18 protein-coding genes and 1 pseudogene are annotated in these 22,958 nt (G+C 38.6%); 7 read left to right on the forward strand and 12 right to left on the reverse strand.

The window, feature by feature from the left end; genetic code table 11:
• Positions 1–171: 171 nt before the first annotated feature.
• The 4 genes and pseudogenes from Q8N37_03290 to Q8N37_03305 form a co-directional block, all read right to left on the reverse strand.
• Complete coding sequence (locus Q8N37_03290) at positions 172–1,398, reverse strand: hypothetical protein (GenBank protein ID MDP3057517.1); 1,227 nt, start codon at positions 1,396–1,398, stop codon at positions 172–174.
• A 132-nt stretch (positions 1,399–1,530) separates the two neighbouring features.
• Entirely contained in the window at positions 1,531–2,268 is a 738-nt protein-coding gene (locus Q8N37_03295; GenBank protein ID MDP3057518.1) for a hypothetical protein, read from the reverse strand.
• A 114-nt stretch (positions 2,269–2,382) separates the two neighbouring features.
• On the reverse strand, positions 2,383–3,270 hold the full coding sequence (locus tag Q8N37_03300; GenBank protein ID MDP3057519.1) for a hypothetical protein: 888 nt from the start codon (positions 3,268–3,270) through the stop codon (positions 2,383–2,385).
• A gap of 146 nt (positions 3,271–3,416) precedes the next feature.
• A pseudogene (locus Q8N37_03305) lies at positions 3,417–3,548 on the reverse strand (calcium-binding protein).
• 947 nt (positions 3,549–4,495) lie between these two features.
• Here Q8N37_03305 and Q8N37_03310 point away from each other — a divergent pair.
• The 5 genes from Q8N37_03310 to Q8N37_03330 all read left to right on the forward strand — a co-directional run bounded on the left by Q8N37_03310 (position 4,496) and on the right by Q8N37_03330 (position 10,952).
• Positions 4,496–5,653, forward strand: a complete 1,158-nt coding sequence (locus tag Q8N37_03310) for a DHH family phosphoesterase (GenBank protein MDP3057520.1) — start codon at positions 4,496–4,498, stop codon at positions 5,651–5,653.
• Between the two features lie 136 nt (positions 5,654–5,789).
• Positions 5,790–7,481, forward strand: coding sequence for a GspE/PulE family protein (locus Q8N37_03315; GenBank protein ID MDP3057521.1), 1,692 nt, complete (start codon positions 5,790–5,792; stop codon positions 7,479–7,481).
• A 373-nt stretch (positions 7,482–7,854) separates the two neighbouring features.
• On the forward strand, positions 7,855–8,862 hold the full coding sequence (gene ruvB / locus Q8N37_03320; GenBank protein MDP3057522.1) for a Holliday junction branch migration DNA helicase RuvB: 1,008 nt from the start codon (positions 7,855–7,857) through the stop codon (positions 8,860–8,862).
• A 158-nt stretch (positions 8,863–9,020) separates the two neighbouring features.
• The gene (locus Q8N37_03325) at positions 9,021–10,538 is read left to right on the forward strand and encodes a VCBS repeat-containing protein (GenBank protein ID MDP3057523.1); all 1,518 of its coding nucleotides are present in this window, start codon (positions 9,021–9,023) and stop codon (positions 10,536–10,538) included.
• A 51-nt stretch (positions 10,539–10,589) separates the two neighbouring features.
• Positions 10,590–10,952 (forward strand): hypothetical protein, encoded by a 363-nt coding sequence (locus Q8N37_03330; GenBank protein MDP3057524.1) that lies wholly within the window; start codon positions 10,590–10,592, stop codon positions 10,950–10,952.
• A 150-nt stretch (positions 10,953–11,102) separates the two neighbouring features.
• On the opposite strand, the gene Q8N37_03335 is transcribed toward Q8N37_03330, so the two are convergent.
• Positions 11,103–14,066, reverse strand: coding sequence for a penicillin-binding protein (locus Q8N37_03335; protein ID MDP3057525.1), 2,964 nt, complete (start codon positions 14,064–14,066; stop codon positions 11,103–11,105).
• A 206-nt stretch (positions 14,067–14,272) separates the two neighbouring features.
• On the opposite strand from Q8N37_03335, the gene tyrS reads away from it, so the two are divergent.
• Complete coding sequence (gene tyrS, locus Q8N37_03340) at positions 14,273–15,475, forward strand: tyrosine--tRNA ligase (GenBank protein MDP3057526.1); 1,203 nt, start codon at positions 14,273–14,275, stop codon at positions 15,473–15,475.
• An 84-nt stretch (positions 15,476–15,559) separates the two neighbouring features.
• Here tyrS and Q8N37_03345 read toward each other — a convergent pair whose 3' ends face one another.
• Genes Q8N37_03345 through Q8N37_03355 form a run of 3 tightly spaced genes read right to left on the reverse strand, consistent with a single transcriptional unit; the run spans position 15,560 to position 18,209 of the window.
• Positions 15,560–16,399, reverse strand: coding sequence for a radical SAM protein (locus Q8N37_03345; protein ID MDP3057527.1), 840 nt, complete (start codon positions 16,397–16,399; stop codon positions 15,560–15,562).
• Between the two features lie 14 nt (positions 16,400–16,413).
• The gene (gene tcmP / locus Q8N37_03350) at positions 16,414–17,562 is read right to left on the reverse strand and encodes a three-Cys-motif partner protein TcmP (GenBank protein ID MDP3057528.1); all 1,149 of its coding nucleotides are present in this window, start codon (positions 17,560–17,562) and stop codon (positions 16,414–16,416) included.
• Between the two features lie 5 nt (positions 17,563–17,567).
• On the reverse strand, positions 17,568–18,209 hold the full coding sequence (locus Q8N37_03355) for a S24 family peptidase (protein ID MDP3057529.1): 642 nt from the start codon (positions 18,207–18,209) through the stop codon (positions 17,568–17,570).
• Positions 18,210–18,400: 191 nt separating this feature from the next.
• Between Q8N37_03355 and Q8N37_03360 the strand changes: the two genes are divergently transcribed.
• Complete coding sequence (locus tag Q8N37_03360; protein ID MDP3057530.1) at positions 18,401–18,622, forward strand: DUF2188 domain-containing protein; 222 nt, start codon at positions 18,401–18,403, stop codon at positions 18,620–18,622.
• A gap of 137 nt (positions 18,623–18,759) precedes the next feature.
• On the opposite strand, the gene Q8N37_03365 is transcribed toward Q8N37_03360, so the two are convergent.
• Genes Q8N37_03365 through Q8N37_03380 form a run of 4 tightly spaced genes read right to left on the reverse strand, consistent with a single transcriptional unit; the run spans position 18,760 to position 22,955 of the window.
• On the reverse strand, positions 18,760–19,044 hold the full coding sequence (locus Q8N37_03365; protein ID MDP3057531.1) for a Smr/MutS family protein: 285 nt from the start codon (positions 19,042–19,044) through the stop codon (positions 18,760–18,762).
• Positions 19,045–19,062: 18 nt separating this feature from the next.
• Entirely contained in the window at positions 19,063–19,947 is an 885-nt protein-coding gene (locus tag Q8N37_03370; GenBank protein MDP3057532.1) for an ROK family protein, read from the reverse strand.
• A complete protein-coding gene (locus tag Q8N37_03375) occupies positions 19,944–21,809 on the reverse strand; it encodes a hypothetical protein (protein ID MDP3057533.1) in 1,866 nt (621 codons plus the stop codon). The genes Q8N37_03370 and Q8N37_03375 overlap by 4 nt, the downstream gene beginning before the upstream one ends.
• A gap of 54 nt (positions 21,810–21,863) precedes the next feature.
• The gene (locus Q8N37_03380; protein MDP3057534.1) at positions 21,864–22,955 is read right to left on the reverse strand and encodes a glycosyltransferase family 4 protein; all 1,092 of its coding nucleotides are present in this window, start codon (positions 22,953–22,955) and stop codon (positions 21,864–21,866) included.
• Between the last annotated feature and the right edge of the window lie 3 nt (positions 22,956–22,958).

Raw genomic sequence — 22,958 nt, forward strand, 5'->3', positions numbered from 1 at the left:
GTATGTTTTGGCTAATTTGTCAATATTTATACTGCGAGCTTTCAAGCTTACAGCAGTAAGGCAAAAAATACTAATAAAAAATATATTAATCAAAAATAATCGCCCAGACAAGCGATTATTTTTGAAACTCTGTTAGACAAAATGTAATTATTTTTTTTATAAGCTAAATTATTATTCCTTAAGACTGGTATACAAACATTGTCCATGTTCATGGGCTTTATCGCAAATATATTTTCCCAAATCAACATTATTACAATACAAATTACTATCTTTAGTATAGACAACATTATCTTCAATAAGAGTTGCGAAAAATACGGTTGCCGAAGCCCCCAAGTTATTCCCATTAAAAATTAAACTATAGCTACCACCTTCTTCGCCTTTATAAAGAATATTTTTACCGTCAATTCTAGACCCCTCCCCTTTTCCTATGTAAATACCATCAAAATATATATCATTACCATTTACCCAAGCTATGTGGCCATTTTTCATTTGAGCATTTCCACCCTCACCCAGATCTTTTTCATTTAAAAAAACATATTGACCTCCATCAACGCCTGTTACTATTTTTTCAAACAAAACATTTTCGCCTTCAACATTACGTATCAAACCACTAATCTTTTTAATCTCCTTACCGTTATACCAAATACTATTATTATTTCGTTGTGAAAAAAACACGCCGCCGTCATACATATGAAGAGACCCTGAACCCCAAATTTCTCCCAAATCTTTTCCATTATAAACTACTTTTGAATTTACGATATACGCAATATCGTTTCCTTTGACTTGTGGAATCTCACCTTCTCCTAAATCTTTGCCATCATAAATTATATGTCCCCCTCTCACGAAAGCTAAATGTCCATTATCTAATTTAGGACCTTCACCAACCCCAATATTTTCGCCATTATAAATTATATATGGCTGCCAAGACTTATTTTCATCATATCCATATCTGATAAAAGCAATATTATTTCCATCAATTACCACACTACCACCTTGCCTGTAATTTTTTCCATCATAGATTATATTTTTATTTTTATCCCAATATAACGGCTTATTCCCAGATAGATTATATACTAGTCCTTCTCCCAAGTCTTTATTATTAAAAATAACATGTGTTTTACCCTGTACAGACCTTTCGTATAAAACATTTAAAGGACATTCATTTTTTATCTCTTTGTTTAATTCCGATGCACTTTTTATTAAAGATAACGGTGAAGCTATTGTCGGCTCAGGCGTTAATGTTACAATCGGCTCTTCCGTCGGTTTTACAGCAACTGGCGAAGATTTTTCAACAGAAGATAAAAAAGCTGTTACGGCTAATGCCGCAACAATGGTAAACAGAATAACAGAGATTAAAATTAAAATTGACTTTGGTGATGATAATTTATTTTCAGCCATATTATTTTTAAACAATTATAAATTCGTAATAACACAGGAGGATTAAAATATCAATATTAAAAGCTGAAACTATTAATTAACAGGCAACTCCATAATTTTCAGAAGTTACGGAAACCTACATTCCTGCGCCTTCTACTTCAATAAAATATTTTTGTAAATATTAACTATATCCGTCACGTCTTTAGGTGTTTTTTCTACATACACTCCATTTGCAAACGACCAATAGCTTATTTGGGCTTTTATAATATCACCATTTTCTAGCAAATAGGCAAATTGGTATCTCAAACAAGACTCTCCGCCAGTGCTTGGACACATAAACGATACTGGAGTATGAACCATTTGCACTTGTTGATTATACTTTGTTCTTATCAATTTTGCGTTTATGGCTTTTTCATACCAGCTAAGAATTTCATTACTATCGATGTAACTGTTAATATCGCTTTCGTTTTCCTTGTCTTTCCAAATTGTTAATATGGTAAAACAATTTGGCTTTAAAGTCGGATCATCGTTATCATTCTCTGGCTCGCATGGTTTGATTCCAATTACATTTTTAGGATTTTTATCACGAAGACTTTCAATATGCTGTGTATCAAATTTAATATAATTCTTAGGTAATTCGGATAACAAATTATTTATAAATACATTATCCAGTTCATTTAAGATTAAATTTTCTGGTTTTGGCTCAATCGAACTTATTATTGGAGTTGGCGATGGAGTTGGTGTCGGCGTCACTGTCGGCTGCACAGCAATAGTCGGAGTATTTTTAATGGAAGATAAATAACTAACCACACTCAATGACGCAATAAGAACAAATAAAATAATGACAAAAATTAAAATTGATTTTGGGGATGATTGTTTATTTTCAGCCATATTTTCTTTTAACAATTATAAATTTATAATAGCATGCTGGACGAGATTTAGCAACAAATAGATCTAAAACAAAAAAACGACCTTTTGCTGGTTGTTTTTTTGTTTACATAGTAATTACAGCCCAATCATCCATTTCACAATATTCTCGTGTTCGGACGCAGGATATTCGTGCCTCGTATCCGGCAAAATCTTAAATTCCATTTTCGCGCCATACTGCAAAAGTATTTTTTCTTGTTTTATCACCGCTTCCGTTTCTGCGTCACTGGCTCCATGCACCACATAAAAATTAACATCTTTGGCTTTGCTTAATTTATCAATGATCCCCGCCTCCAGCGGCAAATAGCCGTCAATCGGAATAACTCCTCGGAACTTTATGCCGCTATCCAGCGCAACGATATAAGCAGCTGACGAGCCGGCCGAATACCCCGTAAGAAATATTTTATTTTCATCTATTTTATATTTTTTCCGAACATTAGCCAGCGCGGCTTTGGCAAAATCGCTTATTTCAAGCCACGGATAAGACTCAACTGTAGCACCGCTGGGATATGTCTTGGAATAAGCTTGCAGCGCGATCACCAAAAAACCATTTTTATCGGCATCGGACTGCCAAAATCTGATATAATCTTTTGCCTTGTCGCCAAAACCATGCAACCCGATTACCAAAGAATGTTCTCTGTTCAAGTCGATATCAGCCGGCGCGTAAAAAGAATATTTCCAATTTTTATTCGACAAAGAAACTTCTTCTTTAAATACCGCCGGACCGGACAACGCGGAATTTATTGAAACTGGAGTTGTTGACTCGTAGGGAAGAATTCTGGAAATATAACTGCGTTGTTCAATTCCCTCACTTTTATTTTTCTGGCTTTCCGCGTTGCTTGAATTTCCTTCCAAAAAATTATCTCCTTTTACAAACATCGAAGCTCCACTCAGCAATACAACCAACGAACCGACTAAAATAAACAGCGATAATCCAATAATTATTTTTTTCCTGCCGATTTCCATTTTTTTCTTTTTCTTAATTTTCTATTTCTTAAAAACATAAATTAATTTTCCGGAAAAAGTTTATCATAGACATCAATGCTGACATATTTAATATCTTTTTTAACCTTTTCAAATTGTTCCGGAGTATATTTATCCCAAGGGCGCAAAATCATCGGGCTATAACCGCCTTGGATCTCTTCAAAATCATCATATCCATCGCCATCCGTATCTTTTTTATAAGGATCCGAGCCCAGCATTTTTTCAACTTTATCGGTTAATCCGTCATTGTCCGTGTCTATCTTGTCCCTCGCCTCGACACTTTCTCCGTTTTCACCGCCAACCGGACAATCTAAAGTATTAATAAAATTCAGGGTTCTTCCTTCGCTGTATTTTACAGAACTATTAACAGCAACGGCTATGATATTGCCGCCGCTACTCTTATTTTTTAAACAATCCAGACTGCCGATGATCCCCGTTTTGGCGCCGTCCGCGCTATTCCACCCAACCACGCTATAAACAAATTCTTCTCCGATCCTTCCTGTCTTATTCCCGCTGCTCTTTAAATAAGAATTTCCCAGGCCGTATTTTTCCAAAAGTTTTTTTTGAATATTGTCTTTTATTTTCAGAATCTCTTCTCGGGTAAAGCTGACGTCGAAAATCATCAGCGTATTGCCGCTTTTTTTGTCTTTTATCGTTACCACGCCGATATTTTTATTATCGAGGGCAATATTCTCAAAATTTTTCAAAACATAGCTAGCATCCGGAAACTCCCAATTGCCTATTTTTTGCGCTTCTATGGTTTGTTCCCCGCTATACAGCGGAACATTAAAATATTTCAGCGCAAAATACAAAACAGCAATGACAAAAACACCCAACGCCAAACTTGCAATAAGCTGAAAACCCATTATAATTTTTCTTAGATACTCCTTAACCCCAAAACGTTCTGTGTTTCCCGGCATAAATTATAGTTTTTAACTTTAAAACTTTCAACTTTAAAAACTTTATAACTATTCTTATTATATTATACTCTTTTCCGCGTTTTTGGGCAAAAAAATAACCGAGTTAATCTACCAACATCGTTTCGTTGTCTTTGCCTTTTAAAAAGAAATAGCCAAGCCCTTGACTAACTTTTGAATATAGTGTAAATTGACATATTAGCTTCACCGTCTTGCCGAAGGCGAAACAAGGCGAACGAATTAACATAGAAATATATTAACAAAATTTGCTTTATTTTTGAATTAATTTTATGGCCTTAAGCCTTAAACAACAAACTTACGAAATGATCAAAAAAAGCTCCCGCCCTTTGATCTTAATTCCCAAAAATCCGGAGGGCGACGCCATCGCAAGTGCTTTAGCGCTTTTTTTAATTTTAAAAAAACTGGATAAAGATCCGCGCATTGCCTGCTCTAACGCAATCGCGGAAAAATTTTTATTCTTGCCTGCGCAAGAAGAGATCCATCATCATGTTTCCGGCGAACGCACATACAAAATATCCCTTGATGTGGGGCATAACGAGATCAAAGAATTGTCTTATGAACAAATCGGCAATATATTGAGCATAAATGTTCTTACCAAATCCGACGGCATCAATAAAAATTCACTGAACCTTGAACCATCCAAATTTAAATACGACCTGATCTTTACCATATCCGCTCCCGACCTGGAATCTTTGGGGAAAATTTACTTTGACAACACGGAACTTTTTTTCCAAACGCCGATCATCAATATCGACCACCATCCTTCCAATGAATATTTTGGCACTGTCAATTTGATAGAAGTTACGATGGCCTCTACCGCGGAAATCGTGGCCGGGCTCAAAGACGCGATCCTGTCCGAAAAAAACGACGTAGAGATCAGCACTTTGCTTTTGGCCGGAATTATCGCTGAAACTAACAATTTCCAGTCAAGCGCCATTAATCCGAACACATTCAGCACAGCCGCGTCTTTGCTCGCCGCAGGCGCGAAACAGGAAGAGATCATAAAAAATTTTTACAAAACCAAGCCTCTTTCCGTGTTGAGGCTTATCGGACAGATCGTGAACAACATGAACTTTGATCCGGGATATTCTCTGGCTTGGGCGAAATTAAGCCAGAATGATTTTGAAAAAAATAACGCTAACCCGCATGATATTGATATGGCCATAAATGAATTGGTCAATAACTCAAAAGATATTGATATTTTGTTTATCGTTTACCAGGATAATGAAAAAATTATCGGCAATATCTGGATGGACAGAATATTTGACGCAAAAACTTTGACCCGCGAACTGAACGGGGAAAAGATAAATCATAAAATCATTATTTCCGAAACAAATCTGTCAATTATTGATTTTGAAGAAAAAATCCTGGCTAAGCTGAAATTATTTATAAAAATTTCTCAAAAAAGAATGGGGGCGATCGAATAGGCTTTTCCTCTCTGCCACGCATTGCATTAAAGCCGTAAACATACTAGAATAATAGTAATAATTCTAGTTTTTTAATTCTAAGCATTGGTATTAAAAATGTTAAAATGCTAGAATGTTAAAATGTTAAAATGTTTTTATGACTATTAGAAAATCTGATGTTTCCAAACAATATATAAATACCGAAAAAAAGCGGGAGGAAAGGCATGAAAAAATCAAATCTATCCTCCAGGAGTCAAAAGAAAAAGAAACCGCTGCCAAAGCCAAGGCTCTGGGCTATTCTTATCTGGACCTGAATATTGTGCCGATTGAAGCGGACGCGCTTTCCACAATTACTCTTGAAAAAGCCCAGCAAGGGAAAATAGCCGTTATTTACAGAGTCGGGCAAAAACTTCACCTTGCCACTCTGGATCCGATGAATGTAAAAACTCAAGAAATAATGAAAGAACTGGAAGAAAAAGGCTATAATATTACAACCATAATAGTTTCTCAGGCAAGCCTTGAAAGAGCCTGGGAAAACTATGACACGAGTTTGATCGCGAAAAACAAGCTGGACCAGCTCTTAACTCTAAACGAGGAAGAACTGAACGATATTGAAAAAAGCATCGTCGACTTGAGCAAGCTTACGGAAAAAATAACCAGCGCTCCGGTCGGCGAAACATTGGGAATTATTATGGCCGGAGCGGTAAAAGCCCAAGCCAGCGATATCCATCTTGAACCGCGCGCGGACGAAATTCGCTTGCGCTATCGTATCGACGGAGTTCTCTCGGATATGGCTATTTTTCCAAAAAATATCTATACTTCTCTCTCTAACCGCATAAAAATGCTTGGGCGTGTTAAGCTGAATATTTCCGGAGTTCCGCAAAACGGCAGATTTACCCTGGCGATCGGGAAAGAAAACACCGATATTCGCCTTGCCCTTTTGCCAAGCGCTTTCGGAGACGAAATAATTATGCGCTTGCTGTATCAAAGCACCGCCTCTCTGGACCTAAAAAATATCGGATTAAAAGGGGAAATATTAAAAAAGATCAACCATGAGATTTCCAAGCCAAATGGAATGATCTTGGTTACCGGTCCTACCGGAAGCGGCAAGACAACCACTCTTTACGCTTTTATCAATATCTTAAACGAACCCGGCACAAAAATAATCACTATCGAAGATCCGATCGAATATAAAATTTCCGGCATCTCTCAAACCGCGGTAAACCAGGAAGGGGGCTATACTTTTGCCAACGGACTTTCCGCGATCATGCGGCAAGATCCCGATATTATCATGGTTGGAGAAATGAGAGACCCTGACACCGCTTCGGCGGGAATCCAGGCGGCACTCACCGGACACCTGGTTTTTTCGACTCTTCACACCAATAGCGCTGTCGGCGCGATCCCCCGTCTTATAGAATTAGGCGTACGGCCGGCCTTGATCCCCTCGGCTACCAATGCGATCATCAGCCAAAGGCTGGTAAGAAAACTTTGCCCGTTTTGCAAAGAAGAATATTCTCCCGCTCCGGAAGTGCAAGAAAAGATCAAAAAATTATTATCTGATATCCCCGCCGCCATGCAAACTAAAACCGCCGGCAAAGCAGAAACCCTCTGGAGATCAAAAGGGTGCCCAAAATGCAATCACGGCTACAAAGGAAGAATCGGAATTTTTGAAGTATTCTTGATCTCTCCGAAAACAGAAAAACTTATTTTAGATTACGCGCCAACTTCCGAAATAGAAAAAGTTGCCGTCGAGGAAGGAATGATGACCCTCAAACAAGACGGATTGCTGAAAGCCATGGAAGGGATCACTACTATCAGCGAAGTGGAAAAAGCCGCCGGAGAAATGTAAAAAACATATATTAAAAATGTTTATATACCAAAAATCACCTCGAATAAGCGAGGTGATTTTTTCCATCGGCTAGACAATATTTTTCTGTAGACAACAAGAGTTTTTTGGGGTATAATCCAGACAGAAGCTTGCACTTGCCGCCCAAATTACCCAAATTCCATAAAAACTCCCGTGTAACATTCTCCGCTAAAAGCAAAAAAGAACTCGTCTACAGAAAAATAGCGTCTAACACTATCTTTCTTTACTTTTCTTCGTGCTATATTCGCCATAAGGCGTAATATGCGGTGAACTATTCATTATAACAGGTCTATTTAATTTGTCAACCCCAGAAAACCCAAATTATCAAATCTGTTAAATTTAAAATAAATATCTTATGTCAATTATTCAGCCAAAGGAAAAACCTGAGGACGAAAAGCTGGACTTTGCTTTAAGGCCGGAAAGCTTGAGTGATTTTATTGGACAGGAAAAAATCAAGAAAAATATCGAGATTTTTATCGCCGCGGCAAAAAAACGGGGCGAGCCCATAGAACACACCCTTCTCCATGGACCGGCGGGGCTCGGAAAAACAACTCTGGCTCACATTATTGCCAAAGAATTCAAAAGCAATATCAAGATCACTTCCGGCCCGGCTATAGAAAAAGTCGGCGATCTCGGCGCCATTCTTTCGTCTTTGGAAGATGGCGATATTTTGTTTATTGACGAAATCCATCGCCTGAATAAATTGATCGAGGAGGTCCTCTATCCGGCCATGGAAGATTTCGCGCTGGATATAATCATCGGCAAAGGGCCTTCCGCGAGAACTCTTCGCCTTAATTTGCCGCGTTTTACCCTGATCGGCGCCACTACCAGAATCGGACTCTTGACTTCTCCGCTTCTAAATCGTTTTGGCTCGACATATCACTTGAGTTTTTACGCCCAAGACGATATTGAAAAAATAATCAAAAGATCAGCCGGTTTATTAAAAATAGACATTGATGATGGGGCATTAAAAACCATCTCCCAGTCTTCCCGCTTTACCCCCCGAATCGCCAATCGCCTATTGAAGCGCGTCCGCGACTATGCGGAAGTGAAATGCAATGGAATCGTCACCAAAAATATCGCCGAGGAAGCTTTTAAAATGCTGGAAGTCGATCATCTGGGGCTTGAAGCCACTGACCGAATGATCCTTGATATTATTATCAATAAATTTTCCGGCGGACCGGTCGGCATCCAAACGATGGCTGCCGCAAGCCATGAGGACGAAGAAACGATTTCGGACATTTATGAACCGTTTTTGCTCCAGTTGGGGCTTCTCGACCGCACCAGCCGCGGACGAGTCGCGACCAAAGCGGCTTATGACCATTTGGGAATCAAGTGGCCGGGAAAAGCGAGTTTACTATAAATAGTATTTCTACCAGAAAAACAATAAGGCTAAAATTTTTAATGGGAAAAAATTGCCGAGGATTGAAGCATTAAATAATTAAAAAAATAAAAATAATAATTTTATAATTTCACTATTGATATTATGCATTATCATAGTGAAACAAATTAATTAATTCTATGTCTTTTTTCTTTCTCAAAAAATCTATTGTTTTAGTTGGGTTAGTTGGTCTAATCTTTGCTTTATTATTTATCAAGAGCATTCCCATGGCTACTGCTCAAGTAGTAGCTTGGACAGCCAAATCTGCTTGGAATGCTCCTGATGTAGGGGGTACATCTGTTCCTGCCTTTGCCGATTTAGATAACGATGGAGATTATGATTTGTTAATTGGGGAAGAAGGGGGAGTAAGTTATGCTTATGAAAATACCGGTTCAAATACCAGTCCTACTTGGACAGCCAAACCTGTATGGAACGCTCCCGATGTTGGAGAAGAAGCCGCTCCTGCCTTTGCCGATTTAGACAACGATGGAGATTATGATTTATTAATTGGGGAACATTTCGGATCATCTGCCGCTTACGAGAATACTGGTTCAAAGACCAGTCCTACTTGGACAGCCAAACCTGCATGGAGTGTTCCCGATGTTGGATTTATGGTTCGACCCGCCTTTGCCGATTTAGACAACGATGGAGATTATGATTTGATGATAGGAGGAAACAGTGGAGGAACTATCGGAGTAAGTTATGCTTATGAGAATACCGGTTCAAAGACCAGTCCTACTTGGACAGCCAAACCTGCTTGGGATGCTCCTAATGTTGCAGACTTGTCCGCTCCTGCCTTTGCCGATTTAAACAATGATGGAGATTATGATTTATTGATTGGAAAATATGATGGATTATCTGTCGCATACAAGAATACCGGTTCAAAGACCAGTCCTACTTGGATATACGAATCTGCTTGGGATGTTTCTTTTGATGTTGGATATTATGCTCGACCTGCTTTTGCCGATTTAGACAATGATGGAGATTATGATTTATTGATTGGAACTACTGCTGGAATAAGCTTTGCATATGAGAATACTGGTTCACCCCCTCCCACATGCACTCTCTCTGCTTCTCCCGCTTCTATTGTTTCCGGCGATTCTTCTGTTTTAACTTGGACTACCGCTAATGCCACTTCTGCCACTATTGATAATAGTATAGGAAGCGTAACTCCTGTAAACACCGGCGGTATAAATGTTTCTCCCGCCGCTACCACCACTTACATAATGACTGCTACGGGAAGCGGAACATCTACCTGCCAGACAATAATAAATGTTTCTCCGCCCCCGCCTCCTCCCACCGGCGGACTTGTTCCTTGCGGAAGACTGGCTAATGCGATTCCTGCCAGCGGACCTGATTTAATCGACGAATCCGCTCCCTGCACCCTTTGTGCTTTGTTCTATATGCTGAAAAATATCATTAATTTTGTTATGACCTTGTCAGTCGGCATCGGGGTATTTATTCTCGTTATCGCCGGATTGCTCTATGCTTTTTCGGCCGGAAATCCCGGAAAAATCAGCCTGGCTAAATCCGCCGTCACCAGCGCGATCATCGGCATAGCTATTATTTTTATCGCTTGGATGGCGATCGCGGTGATCTTGCAAGGAATGGGATACGCTAATATGGCTACCTGGAATCAGGTAAATTGCACGCTGTAAGAATCTTTTACAAAATTATTATTAATTTGGGAATAACTATAAAAAATAATTTTGATTTTTCTTAAAATTTATGCTATGATTTTAATAGGTAAAAAGGAGGAAATATTTATTTTTCATAGAAAAAAAACACCAACAAAAGACATCGGGCCTGTAGTGATAAGTGCAACAAAAGAAACCCAATTGCCTATAGGCGAAGAGGTAAAAGAAGTAAGAATATTACGCACAAAAGACAAAGTGCAACTTGTCTTAATGAGCGCAATAATAATGCCAACGGGCAAAATAATCGATACAAGCAACAACGAAACTAACGAAACTTGGGAGCCTAACGAGGCAAAAGCTATAAGCTGCATAGCAATGAGAGAAAGAAACTTTTTAGCACCAATACCGCAATCGACGCAACAAACACTATTTTAATACATACTTTGGCTCATCTTTACCTAATGAGCCTCTTTTTTTACAAAAAAACCAGCCTGATTTTCATTGGCTGATTTTTAATTTTTCCAAAAAACACTTTCGAACAGTAACAACTTTATCGGAAGTCCGGACCATTCAAACAAATATATTTTATTTAACAATCACGCTCTTTCTTCCGCTTACCGCTTCGTTGCCCCGCTTATCAACCGCCTTTGCCCAAACCTCATAAGACGTTTTTTCCAGCATATCGATCGGCCAAACTATTTGATACAAAGCTCCGTCCACGATCGGCATAACGTTAATTATTTGAATTACGCCTGTTCCCGTCCTTTGATAATAAAAATCCACGCCTCCCACGCCGCTTCCGCTATCAGTGGCTGTGGCGCTTACAAAACAATCATATCTTCCGCAAATCGGTTCTTTTACGGAAATTTCCGGATTGAGAAAATCGAGATCAAAGATCACGTTTACAGTGTCGGAGGTTTCAATATTTGACCTGTCGAAAACTTTTACGGAAATTTTATGATTGCCGTTTTGGCTGTTTTTATTCAGAGGCAAGCTTACCTCCCAAGGCGCGCTGGACCTGGTCCCGATCAAACTATCGTCAAAAAAGAAATTGGCCTGATTTATTCCGCTCGTGGAATAAATACTTGCCGCGATTTTTAAACTGGAACCGGAAGAAGCGCTATCCGTCATCGGTCTAATCGTTTCGCCGTTAAAAGGCGCGATAATGGAAACTTTCGCTTTTTCAAAATTAGGAACTTCGCAATATTCCGTGGGAGGGGTTTCATTTTTATAACCATTGGTGGCAGCCCATTCCATAACCGAATTTTCCCAATTATTATACTGCGGGTCTATCTGGGGATTAGCCGGGATCGGGCCAAGAGGATCTTCCTTGTCGACATAAAACAAAATATTATGCGCCAGCTTATAACTTCTCGGCTCCACTCTTTCAATGGCAACGTCCGGCTTGGCTAATTTATCGCCGCAAGCTCTGTCAATAAGCACGGTTATTCCGCCGTCAAATTGCCCATCCAGCATGCTTTTTCCGGTTATCGGAATTTCAGGCTTAACGAATTCTTCCACCGGCGTATCTTTTAGCGCGCGATCCATAAAATTACGCCAGATCGGAGCCGCCGCCGAAACGCCGCCGGCGCGATTCATCTCAGAATTATCATTATTCCCCGCCCAAACTCCGGCCACCAAGCTCGGCGTATAACCGACTGTCCAAGCAGCGCGATAATCGTTGGCTGTTCCGGTTTTAGCCGCCACGGGACGATTGGGAAAAAATAGCGGGCTGGCCGCGCCAAACATCGGAGTTCGCGCTTCATTGTCAGAGAGCACATCAGTAATTTCTCTGGCAATATTTTTATCCAAAACTTCTTTGCCGGGATTGTCAGCGGTATTATCTTCCAAAACAGTGCCATCGCTTGAAACAACTTTTAAAACCATCTTGAGGTCTTTTTTTATTCCTTCATTGGCAAAAACTCCATAGGCGGCAGTTTCTTCCAAAAGTTTAACTCCGCCTCCGCCCAAAACCAAAGAAAGATTTGAGTCTCTTTTTTTGTCTATGGAAATTATTCCGAAATCATTGGCGGTCTCGATGCTTTTATCCATACCCGCCAGATAAAACGCTTTCACTGCCGGAATATTAAGAGACTGGGCCAAAGCGTTTCTTACTGAAATCGGGCCCCTAAATTTCAAATCGTAATTATCGGGATGATAACAATCTTTCTCTTTTATTCCCGAAATAATAGGAGCATGAAGCGGATCGCAAGCAATATTGAATTCGGTTTCCAAATCAAATAAAATCGTGTTGGACGTGTATCCTTTTTTAAATAAAGCGGCGTAAACGAAAGGCTTCAGTGAAGACCCCGGAGAAAGCATAGAGACAGCGGCGTTTGTGTTCGGATCAAATACGCAATTTTTTCCCGGCGTACACCCTTCCGGCAAAGACGCCGGCGCAAAATAATCTTTTGACCCCACCAACGCCAATAAATATCCGGTTTTGGGATCAACGGCAACCAAGGCGGCGTTGCCAACTTTGTATTTCTTGCTATTTTTTTCAACCCCGCTAAGCACTGCATCTTCCGCAATTTTTTGCTTTTCCATATCAAGCGAAGTGGTTATATTTAAGCCTCCTTTTTCCAGAACATTGTCGCCATACTTATCGGCCAAATATTCTCGGACCATCATTACAAAATGCGGCGCGATGATTTTATCGTTGAAAGGCCGCACTTTTTCCAAAGCATTCTCTTCAATCCCCGCTTTTGCTTCTTCGCCACTAATAAACCCCTGCTCTTTCATGTCTTTTATGACTTTTTCGGCGCGAGTTTTCAATTCCTCACGGCGAGTTCCGTATGGAGAATAATAGGTTGTCGCTTTAGGCAATACGGCTAATATTGAAGCCTCGCCTACAGTCATATCCTTGGCGGATTTTCCAAAAAAAGTTTGGCTGGCTGCTTCAGCCCCATAAGCATTTGAGCCATATGGGATTTGATTCAAATACATTTCAAATATCTGGTCTTTGGAAAATTTTCTTTCCAACTGAAACGCCAGGATCCATTCTTTGATCTTGCGGGTATATGTTCTCTCTTTACTGAGAATGGAGTTTTTAATCAGCTGCTGGGTGATAGTCGAACCCCCTTGCTGCATATCGCGCGCCGCAATACCCCGCCAAAGTGCTCGGGTAATGCCTTTTAAATCAACTCCTTCGTGCGAATAAAAATTCTTGTCTTCCGTCGCGATTGTCGCGTTTTTCAGATAAGGAGAAATTTGACCAATCTTGACAACGGTCCGTTTTTCCTCGCCATGCATTTCATAAAGCAAAATCTTGCCGGTAGCGTCGTATATCTTGCTCGACTCCGTCACTTCTCGGTTCCTTAAACTGGACGGATCAGGAAGATCTTTGGAAAAATAAAGAAAAGCTCCGGCGCCGCCGATTAGCGATAAAAAAAATAAAACTATCGCCGAAATCAGCAAAGTTTTTACAATGCCTCTTTTTTTTCTGAGGCCGAAACCGCGAGAAGGCCTTTTAAGCGGATTAATATTCAAAAAGAACCCGCTGTTCGTTGATGATGAGCCTCTGCTGGGATATCTTTTTCGTATTGCCATAAAAACATAATTGATACATAAACAATAATAATAATACAACAAAAACGAAGCTTTGACAACAAGTTAAGCCATCCGCTCTGTCAGCTTGCTTTGAATCAATAATTATGATAAATTGGAGTCATATTAACTCCGCCAGTGGGCGGATCAGCATATGAACATAATGCTAAAAATAATCTCGGGTTTTGTTAAAATATTAAAATAAATTTATGCCAAAAATTATCATTGACGACAACAAGATCAAAGAGCTTTTAACTCGCGGGGTGGAAGAAATTTTTATCCGTGAAAGCCTGGAAAAAAAACTGAGAAACGGAAAAGAACTCAGGATCAAGCACGGCATTGACCCAACCGGAGAAAAAATACATCTTGGCAGAGCTTCCCTTCTCTGGAAACTCCGACAATTCCAGGAATTGGGACATAAGATCGTGCTGATAATCGGAGACTTTACCGCTCAAATCGGCGATCCTTCGGACAAGCTGGCAAAGCGCCCGTTCTTAAGCGAAGAACAAATAAAAAAGAATATGGCCAATTACAAAACACAAGTCGGCAAGATTTTAGATATGGAAAAAGTAGAATTGCGCTATAATAGCGAATGGCTGGCAAAACTGACCTTCCAGGAGATCGGACAGCTGGCGGAAATTTTTACCATCCGGCAAATGATGGCCCGCCGGAATTTCAAAGAGAGAGATGAGAAAGGCGAAGAAGTAAGCTTAAGAGAGTTTTTATACCCATTAATGCAAGGATATGATTCCGTCGCGATCAAGGCGGATGTCGAGATCGGCGGTTTTGATCAATTGTTCAATTTGAAAGCCGGGCGCGAAATACAAAAATTTTACGGCCAAAACCAGCAAGATATTATGACAACCCAAATGCTGGAAGGAACTGATAACCGCAAAATGAGCACCAGCTGGGAAAACGTCATAAATATTTCCGATAATCCGAATGAACAATTTGGAAAAATTATGTCGATGAAGGACGAGCTGATCCTGAAATATTTTCTTCTTTGCACGCAAATTTCACGAAAAGAAATATTATTGATAGAAAAAGGGATCGTGAGCGAAAAACTTAATCCTCGCGACACCAAAGTCCGCCTGGCCAAAGAAATCGTCACAATGTATCATGGAGCCGCCGAAGCGGCCAAAGCGGAAAAAGAATTCAATAAGATCTTCCGCGACAAAGGAGTGCCAAGCGAAATGCCGGAAATCAAGATCAGCGAAAAATCCCTGGCAATTCTGGATCTGCTGGTAAAAATAAAACTCGCTTCTTCAAAAAGCGAGGCCAAAAGATTGGTGGAAGGCAAAGCCGTGGAAATCGATAGCAAAATTATTTCTGACTGGAAAACGGCAATTGAAATTAAAAGCGGAATGGTGATCAAAGCTGGAAAAAGAAAATTCGCGAAAATAATTTTATAATAAACAAATTTTTATCATCATTTATAAAACAGGGCTATTTGCCCTGTTTTAATTTATATCCTACATAATACCTTTTAATATCATTTAAACCGCATTATACCGTAATAATAACTTTCTAAATTCACTAGTATTTTCTTTTTGTTTTAAGATGGAATTATCATCTATTGTACCCTGTTTAATATGGCATTTTATATTATTTTTTTCACAAAATTTTATAACCTTATAGGCGGAATCATTATAAAAAGTTTTGTAATCTTTAAAATAGCCAACCATGCCATTATAATTCCATTTGCCAAAAACTATTTTATCAACAAATTTTATCTCTCTTAAAATTTCTTCTATATCTTGCTTGATAAAATTCGGCGTAGGATATGGCTCCATACTTACCCAAGTTTTTAATCCGCTGTCATGCAAAAATTTTAATGCCTTAATTCTCTCTTTAATTGGCGCGGCAAAAGGCTCATGCTTTTTTTTAAAATCTTCCAATAAAGATACTATTGTTGAACCATATTCATTATCAGCTCCATAAATTTCTTTTTTTACCAATTGTTTCGGATAAATGCCTTTGCTTATGCAAACCGATTTTATATTATCTTTATTTAGTCTCTCAGTAACTTTTAAACTTAAATCACAAATTTCTTTTTGCTTATACATAAAAGGGTCCGTTGCAAAACATAAAAAAACATATTTTATGTCTTTTTTGTATTTGGGAATTTCTTTGTCCAACAATTCCAAAGCATTACTAACAATTTTAGGCTTTAACCATTCTTTATAGCTGTTAATAATTCCACAGCGCTTTTTCATCATCATCGCATAGCAAGGATATGTGCATCCATGAGAACATCCTTCGACATGATTTAAGCCATAGTCAGCATATTCCACACCGCTTTTGTATAAAAGTGTTTTGCGAGTGATTTTTTGCATAAGATTATGCGTTATTAAAAAATAATGATATCGCTATTGTCAATACCACCCTTTCGTGTTCTTCCATTACCATCTATTTTAATTATACCACTTTTTTCAAGTTCTTGTAATATCTTTTTAATCCCACTTTCCAAAAAATCACATTCATCAATAATTAAATTTAATAAACTGCCATAAGAAATCTTTTTACGTTTAAGCTTACTTAATAAATTATCAATAAAAATTTCTCTTTTTTGATTTTTTTCCAAAGGTTTAAATAATGATTCTTGTTTAAAACCATTTCCTTTATATTCTAAATCTCCAATATTAAACTTAGCAAAACTATCCTTAAACCTAATACAGCCTAATTGATGATTGCAAAGATGAAAAAGATAATAATATGGCATATCTTTATCTGGAAAACTTAACCTGAACGGATATACAAATTTAGCCTTCCCATACTCCTTGCACTGCTTCCTAAACAAACTAACTAAATATCTTTCTTTTTCATCTGTCCTTTTACCTATATATTTTTTCCACTCTTTACAGCCAAATAAATTATCGTAATGAATTTGCAATTTAGGATTAGGATGACTAACCCATCTTTGAATTGCATTATACATAAAATTTATAATTATTTCCGATTTAGGTTGTTTCAAAATTCTTGCAATTGTTTCCATTTTTACTTGAGAAAAACCAAAAGGATCAATCAAAAAAAATGTTGGAGCCAGTGATTTCACTTCTTTCTCAAAAGAATCTAAAATTCTATTGATTTCTTGATCAAAATTCCCTTCTATAAATTGAATATTTTCAGTATTTACTTTGTTGTACCCTAGAACTTCCTTTAAGTTTTGTATATTTCCCTTATCTTCATCTATAATAACAATGCTGGCTTTACCGATTTTACTATTTTCTATCAACTTCTTAATTTGCAAAGCAGCCACAACGGGAGAACCAAAATTATTAGATAAATATTTATTAGCTTCAATATCTTTTTTAGTGTGATATGCTCCTATTCCCCCAAAACCATCAATGTAATTTAGTCCCTTATTCCATTTACCCAATATTTGCAACCATTGAGGAAAATAATAACTAAGAACCCTATGCTTCATTTTTGTTTGTTCTTCGTACTCCCATGTTTTAAATGGAACATTATTCCATGATTTAGATTCTTGTTTCGACATAAATATTATTTTGACCAACTTACTATTGGCTTCTTAATAACATATTTTACAACACCATTTATTAAAAACCTATCCTTCTCGTGAATAAATATAATCGGATGATTTTCCGTTGATTCCGAAAATAATGATATTGTTTTATTTTTTGAATCCATTGAAAACCTTTTTATATTTGCACAGTCATCGATTATAGACAAAACATAGTCTCCATTTTGAGGTTGTCCGCCATAATCCACAATAACATAATCACCATCTTCAATATTTTGTCCTTTTACATTGGCTTTATTCATCGAATTACCAGAAGCTTTAACGGCTAACATTTTATCGCCAACTTTTATTATATTTTTTGATACTCTTATGTACCCCGAAATTTTTTCAACAGCAAAAATTGTTGCTTCTCCGCAATTTGCTTCTCCTAAAACAGGAATGGTAATAAATAATCCTTTTTGAACTTCGCCTTCTTTCATCCTTTTTATACCCCCGGTCTTTTTATCAATTACTATAAACCCATTTTCTTCTAACTTTTTTAAATGATAAGAAATTTTAAAAGGATGAGGCTCGCCCACCAACCTACCAATTTGTCTTAAACCGTCTCGTTTTAAGTTTATTTTATCCGCAAGATTAAATAATTTTTGTTGTACATAATGCATATATATCGTTTATTTTATTCTACTTTTAGTATATTATTTCTCTTGCTACTTGTCAAGTGCGTAAACTCATTGACATCTGTTTATATATCTGCTAAAATGCGCTGTAGAAAGTGCACTCTTACTAGTTCCTTAGAAACTAGCCAATTAACCTAATCTGAATCTAAGGTGAAGATTAATAACCTATAATTGCTATGTCAAAACAGGTCTTCATTAGCCCTTCTGACGAGGGCTGGAAAGTTAAAACTGTTGGGGCTGAAAGAGCAGCCGGAATTTTTGAAACAAAAGCAGAAGCGGTTGAAAAAGGAATTGAAGTAGCCAAAAATAGCCAAGCGGAACTTCTAGCTCAAAACCTAGATGGAACTATTGGCTGGCGCAACTCCTACGGCAATGATCCTCGTCGCTCCCGGGGATAAATTGCAAAATAATAAAAGGATAAGATCGCGACTTGTCCTTTTTAATTTTTATTATTTTCAACAATTTTAATCTCCTCCTCCATCAATCCATACAGTTCATAAACCTTTTGGTCAATAATTTTATCGGTCAAATTGCTTTAATCCAATTCAACATCGATCGCGCCATCTCCTCCTTCGGATATTTTAGCGTTAGAATATTTTAAGCCCTTACTTTCAAGGGCTTTTTTAATATATTCGCTCAATACCCCTCGTCCGCTTTCCGAATGCAAGCCTTTGCCTGTGATTATTCTTACTTTTTTATATTTCTTGTTTTCAGCATCTTTTAAAAAATTGCCCAGAGCAATATTGGCTTCATTTTTGGTAAACCCGTGCAAGTCAATTTCCGCCTGTATTTTTTCTAAATATTTATTTTGATGCTTCATTTGTTTAAATCTATTCTTTCATGTTGCTTCACTCGCCATCCATGCCGCGCCGAGAGCAATGGCATTTTGTCCAAGTTTTGAAACCACGATCGGAGTTTTAGCCAAAACCGGCAAAAAAACCTTCTTTTTTGCGTATTCTTTGGCTTTGTTGATAATCAAATCCACTTCCGATAATCCTCCGCCAAGAACGATTATTTCCGGATTTAAACTTTGAATTATATTTGCCAAAAGTATGCCTAAAGTTTTCGAAACAGCATCAGTTGCCATTAAAGCGCTAAAATCTTTTTTTTGGGCCAAATCAACGATCTGAAAACTGTTTAAAATTTCTCCGGTAATTTTTTTATAAACATTAACCAACCCTGTCCCCGAACTTATTAACTCGAAGTCTTCTTCCTTGCCAATCTCGCCTATTCGCATATGCCCAAATTCTCCGGCAAAATTGGCAGCCCCCCGATAGATCTTGCCATTGATTATTATCCCGCCTCCTATACCAGTGCCAAGGGTCAAAAATACCGCATTTTTCTTTCCCTGCGCCTTGCCAAAAGCACTTTCGGCAAAAAGAAAACATTTGACATCATTGTCAACGGCGACTTTAGTTTTTACTTTTTTTTCAAGATCTTTCTTAAATTCAATTTCGCCCGTTCTCAGCCGCGGCCCTTTTATCGCTATGCCTTTTTTATAATCCACCGGTCCGCAAAATCCGATTCCAATGCCGCCGATTTTATATTTTTCCGCTAAGTTCATAAAATTTTTCTCAACCATTTCCAAAATTTCCGCTTCTACCTTCGGGGTCGCAACCTTAATAGCTTCTAAAATCTTATACTTCGCTCCTTTAATTTGCACCGTTAAAAAAATTGTCTTAGTCGCGCCGACATCAACGCCGAGATAAATATTTTTACTCATATTTTATATCTTGAATCGGTTAATAATTGATAATATTTCCTGATAATGCGCCGCGCACCCACCGCGCTCCAGAGCTGCACCTTAGAAAGCGATACTTGCACGTTCGGCTGATCGGAAAACAATCTCGCGCTGCCATTATCATCCCAGTAAAGCTCGGGGATAGACCCCATTTTTTCAAAAGCGCCAAGAGTATTTTCCGAGGTTATCAAAATAGCCTTCTTGATCTTCCTGATCAATTCCTTGTCCCACTCCTCAATGATCGCCGTTTTTAAAATCCGGCTTAAAGCCAAGATCGTAAAAGCAGTTTGTTTGACCCAGATCACCAATCCGTGATACTCCGCCGTAGTATATCCGTAAGTATTATTTTTAGCGATAAGCAGCGGCCCTGATTCGGTATAAAAATACTTTTTATCCAGCAAACGATCGCAAAAACTTTCGGCTTCTTCTTTCGACGCGATGCTGTAAGTATACAAATACGACTCATCCAGATGGTTCACCTCCATTTTTTTCCACAGGCTTTTTTTGCTCTTGGGTTCTGAATTATACAAAGCCAGCGCGTAAGCGATCCTGCCGTCAGCGTTTTTAAAAAGATACTCCTTTTTCTTATTCTGCCATTTCAAAATCAGCTTATCGATATCCGCGATCCTGATGCCCAGTTTTTCCTGGAAATCTTTGAGCACTTTCAGAGCTTCGGGGTAAAAAACCGCGTTAACATCAAAAGGTGCGATCCCTTCGGCGATTTTTTTAAAAGCCCAGGAACCATCCCGCCAATTGCCGGACTTCTGATATTTTTCTCCGGGTTTCTGCAGTTTGGAAGGCAGTTCTTTAAAAATGATATAATTATGCGCCCTGGCGTTTTCGACGACATAATTGGCCGTGAGCTTTAATTTTTCCCTGTTTTCTTTATTGAGAAAAAAATCGTTCGACAAGAATTTCATTCCGAGAATATAGTGCGGCTCGATATCGATCATATGCCGGTCCAGAATATCTTTGCCGGCAATTTCAAATTCATATTTATATTCCCCGACCACATCCTCATGCCACCCTTCGCCTTTTTTATTGACATTTTTTAGCGACGCTTCGTACATATAGCTCCTGACCTCGTCATTTAGGTCGTGAGTTCCCAGATCGGCGGATTCCATCCAATCGCGCGGGAATATCGTTCCGAAACGATCCCCGGATGTTTTACTCCAGCTGATCAAATGCTTTATTTCTTTTTCCGTTCTCAGCCATATTTTTTTTATCAATTCTTCCCTTTTCCCGAAAACTCCGAAATCCAGCTCTTCCTCTTTGATATTAAAAAAATTGCCGAATTTTTTGCAATTAATATCATTGGTTGACGCCTTGATCAAAAAGTTTATTTTCTTTTCTTTGCTCGAAAGCTCAAACCCTTTATACGGTTTTACGATTTTTTTTATTTTTATGTTTTTGTTAAATTCAAAAATTGATTCATAGTAAAAATCTTCGTCATAAAACCGCCTGAAACTTATGCTGGAAACGCCATTGTTCTTCTTAAGCTTAATAAACTGCGGGATCGACCGCTTAAATTCGCGCCTTATTTCCAAAAAAGACTTCGTGTGGTCTTTGCCTTCTTTTTTTAGCTGGCGCATCGTCCTGATGTCATCCATGGCCGGATAATATAAATTTATGCTGGAAGCGGTAAAAAACCCTTTCACGTATAAAACATTGTTTTTCTCGGCTACGTTTTTAATTTTTATTTTATGGAAAGGAATATCGATCAACCCGCAATATAAATGATTATTCGGGCCAATGATCCTGAATTGCCCGATTTCGTCAAAGTCGACATAATAGCCGCCCGCGATCCATAAAGTTTCTTCAAGTTTTGTGTCATTGCGATCCATAAGCTTGATAGATATACGCTCTTAATTTAACCTTATTCTTTTTATATTATATCTTTATTTGTTTTTCTTTACAATTTTTTCATACACTTTTTCGTATTTTTCCACCATTTTCTCCAAAGTAAAATTTTCTTCCACGTGCCGCCGGCAAGCAGCCCGATCAATCTTATCGACCTTTTTAACCGCCTCGGCCATTCCTTCAATATTCGGTTCGCCTTTTTTATTAAGCGGAGGAACGATGAATCCGGTTACTCCATCCTTTATCACTTCCCTGACCGAGCCTCTGTCAAATGCGACGACTGGCGTGCCGCAAGCCATCGCCTCGATCATCACCAAGCCGAACGGTTCTTCCCACTGGATCGGAAAAATAAAAGCCTTCGCTTTCCGATACAGCTTGGGAAGTTCGACGGGAGAGATCATTCCTTCATAGCTGATATCGCCTCCGATAAACGGTTTGATTTTTTCTTCCCAATGAACAGGATCAAGAATTTCTCCGGCAATTTTTAGAGGCATTCCGGACATTTGAGCGATTTTTATCGCCAGATCAAACCCTTTCAACGGCACAATACGCGACGCTTCAAACAAATAATCCCCGCCTTCTCCGTCAAATTCATACTTTTTAATATCAATGCCATTATAGACCGTATCGGCATAATTTATTTTCTTGCTCGGCCCGCGCTGAGAATCGCTGATCGAAACAAAATTAATATTCTTATTCTTTGAATAAAGCTCATAGACAAATTTTCTCCAGCAAGAGATCGGGTCATGAAGAGTAAAAACCGTCGGCGCTGAACTGTTGACCGCGAAATTAATGGCGATATCAACCGGATGGATATGCACAATATCAAACTCTCCTTTTTGGGCGCGCCGATAAATTTCCGATACGTATATTTGCTCGTAAAAATTGATCACCCGGTCTTTCCGAATATCAATGCACCCGGGCAACGTCGGATGCGTTTCCAGCGGCGGCAATCCCAAATCAACCACTTTTCCCTTGGACTTTGAGCCCTTGGCGCCAAATAAAGTGACTTCGTGCCCTCTTTTCGCCATTTCGTCGGCCAAAAAACTGGCAATCCAAAGCGGAGCAAAAATCACGTCTTCTTTTGGAGGCGTGGGATATCGCCCGCTGCAAAACATTGCAATACGCATATT

The organism is bacterium (assembly GCA_030693205.1).
In the GTDB taxonomy this organism is placed as follows: Bacteria; Patescibacteriota; Minisyncoccia; order JAHIHE01; family JAHIHE01; genus JAHILZ01.

Coding starts and splice junctions, on each gene's coding strand:
- Q8N37_03380 (MDP3057534.1), bottom strand. CDS start 22,955: ATGCGTATTGCAATGTTTTGCAGCGGGCGATATCCCACGCCTCCAAAA.
- Q8N37_03335 (MDP3057525.1), bottom strand. CDS start 14,066: ATGGCAATACGAAAAAGATATCCCAGCAGAGGCTCATCATCAACGAAC.
- Q8N37_03310 (MDP3057520.1), top strand. CDS start 4,496: ATGGCCTTAAGCCTTAAACAACAAACTTACGAAATGATCAAAAAAAGC.
- Q8N37_03355 (MDP3057529.1), bottom strand. CDS start 18,209: ATGCATTATGTACAACAAAAATTATTTAATCTTGCGGATAAAATAAAC.
- ruvB (MDP3057522.1), top strand. CDS start 7,855: ATGTCAATTATTCAGCCAAAGGAAAAACCTGAGGACGAAAAGCTGGAC.
- Q8N37_03370 (MDP3057532.1), bottom strand. CDS start 19,947: ATGAGTAAAAATATTTATCTCGGCGTTGATGTCGGCGCGACTAAGACA.
- Q8N37_03295 (MDP3057518.1), bottom strand. CDS start 2,268: ATGGCTGAAAATAAACAATCATCCCCAAAATCAATTTTAATTTTTGTC.
- Q8N37_03375 (MDP3057533.1), bottom strand. CDS start 21,809: ATGGATCGCAATGACACAAAACTTGAAGAAACTTTATGGATCGCGGGC.
- Q8N37_03290 (MDP3057517.1), bottom strand. CDS start 1,398: ATGGCTGAAAATAAATTATCATCACCAAAGTCAATTTTAATTTTAATC.
- Q8N37_03315 (MDP3057521.1), top strand. CDS start 5,790: ATGACTATTAGAAAATCTGATGTTTCCAAACAATATATAAATACCGAA.
- Q8N37_03325 (MDP3057523.1), top strand. CDS start 9,021: ATGTCTTTTTTCTTTCTCAAAAAATCTATTGTTTTAGTTGGGTTAGTT.
- tcmP (MDP3057528.1), bottom strand. CDS start 17,562: ATGTCGAAACAAGAATCTAAATCATGGAATAATGTTCCATTTAAAACA.
- Q8N37_03345 (MDP3057527.1), bottom strand. CDS start 16,399: ATGCAAAAAATCACTCGCAAAACACTTTTATACAAAAGCGGTGTGGAA.
- Q8N37_03365 (MDP3057531.1), bottom strand. CDS start 19,044: ATGAAGCATCAAAATAAATATTTAGAAAAAATACAGGCGGAAATTGAC.
- tyrS (MDP3057526.1), top strand. CDS start 14,273: ATGCCAAAAATTATCATTGACGACAACAAGATCAAAGAGCTTTTAACT.
- Q8N37_03300 (MDP3057519.1), bottom strand. CDS start 3,270: ATGGAAATCGGCAGGAAAAAAATAATTATTGGATTATCGCTGTTTATT.
- Q8N37_03360 (MDP3057530.1), top strand. CDS start 18,401: ATGTCAAAACAGGTCTTCATTAGCCCTTCTGACGAGGGCTGGAAAGTT.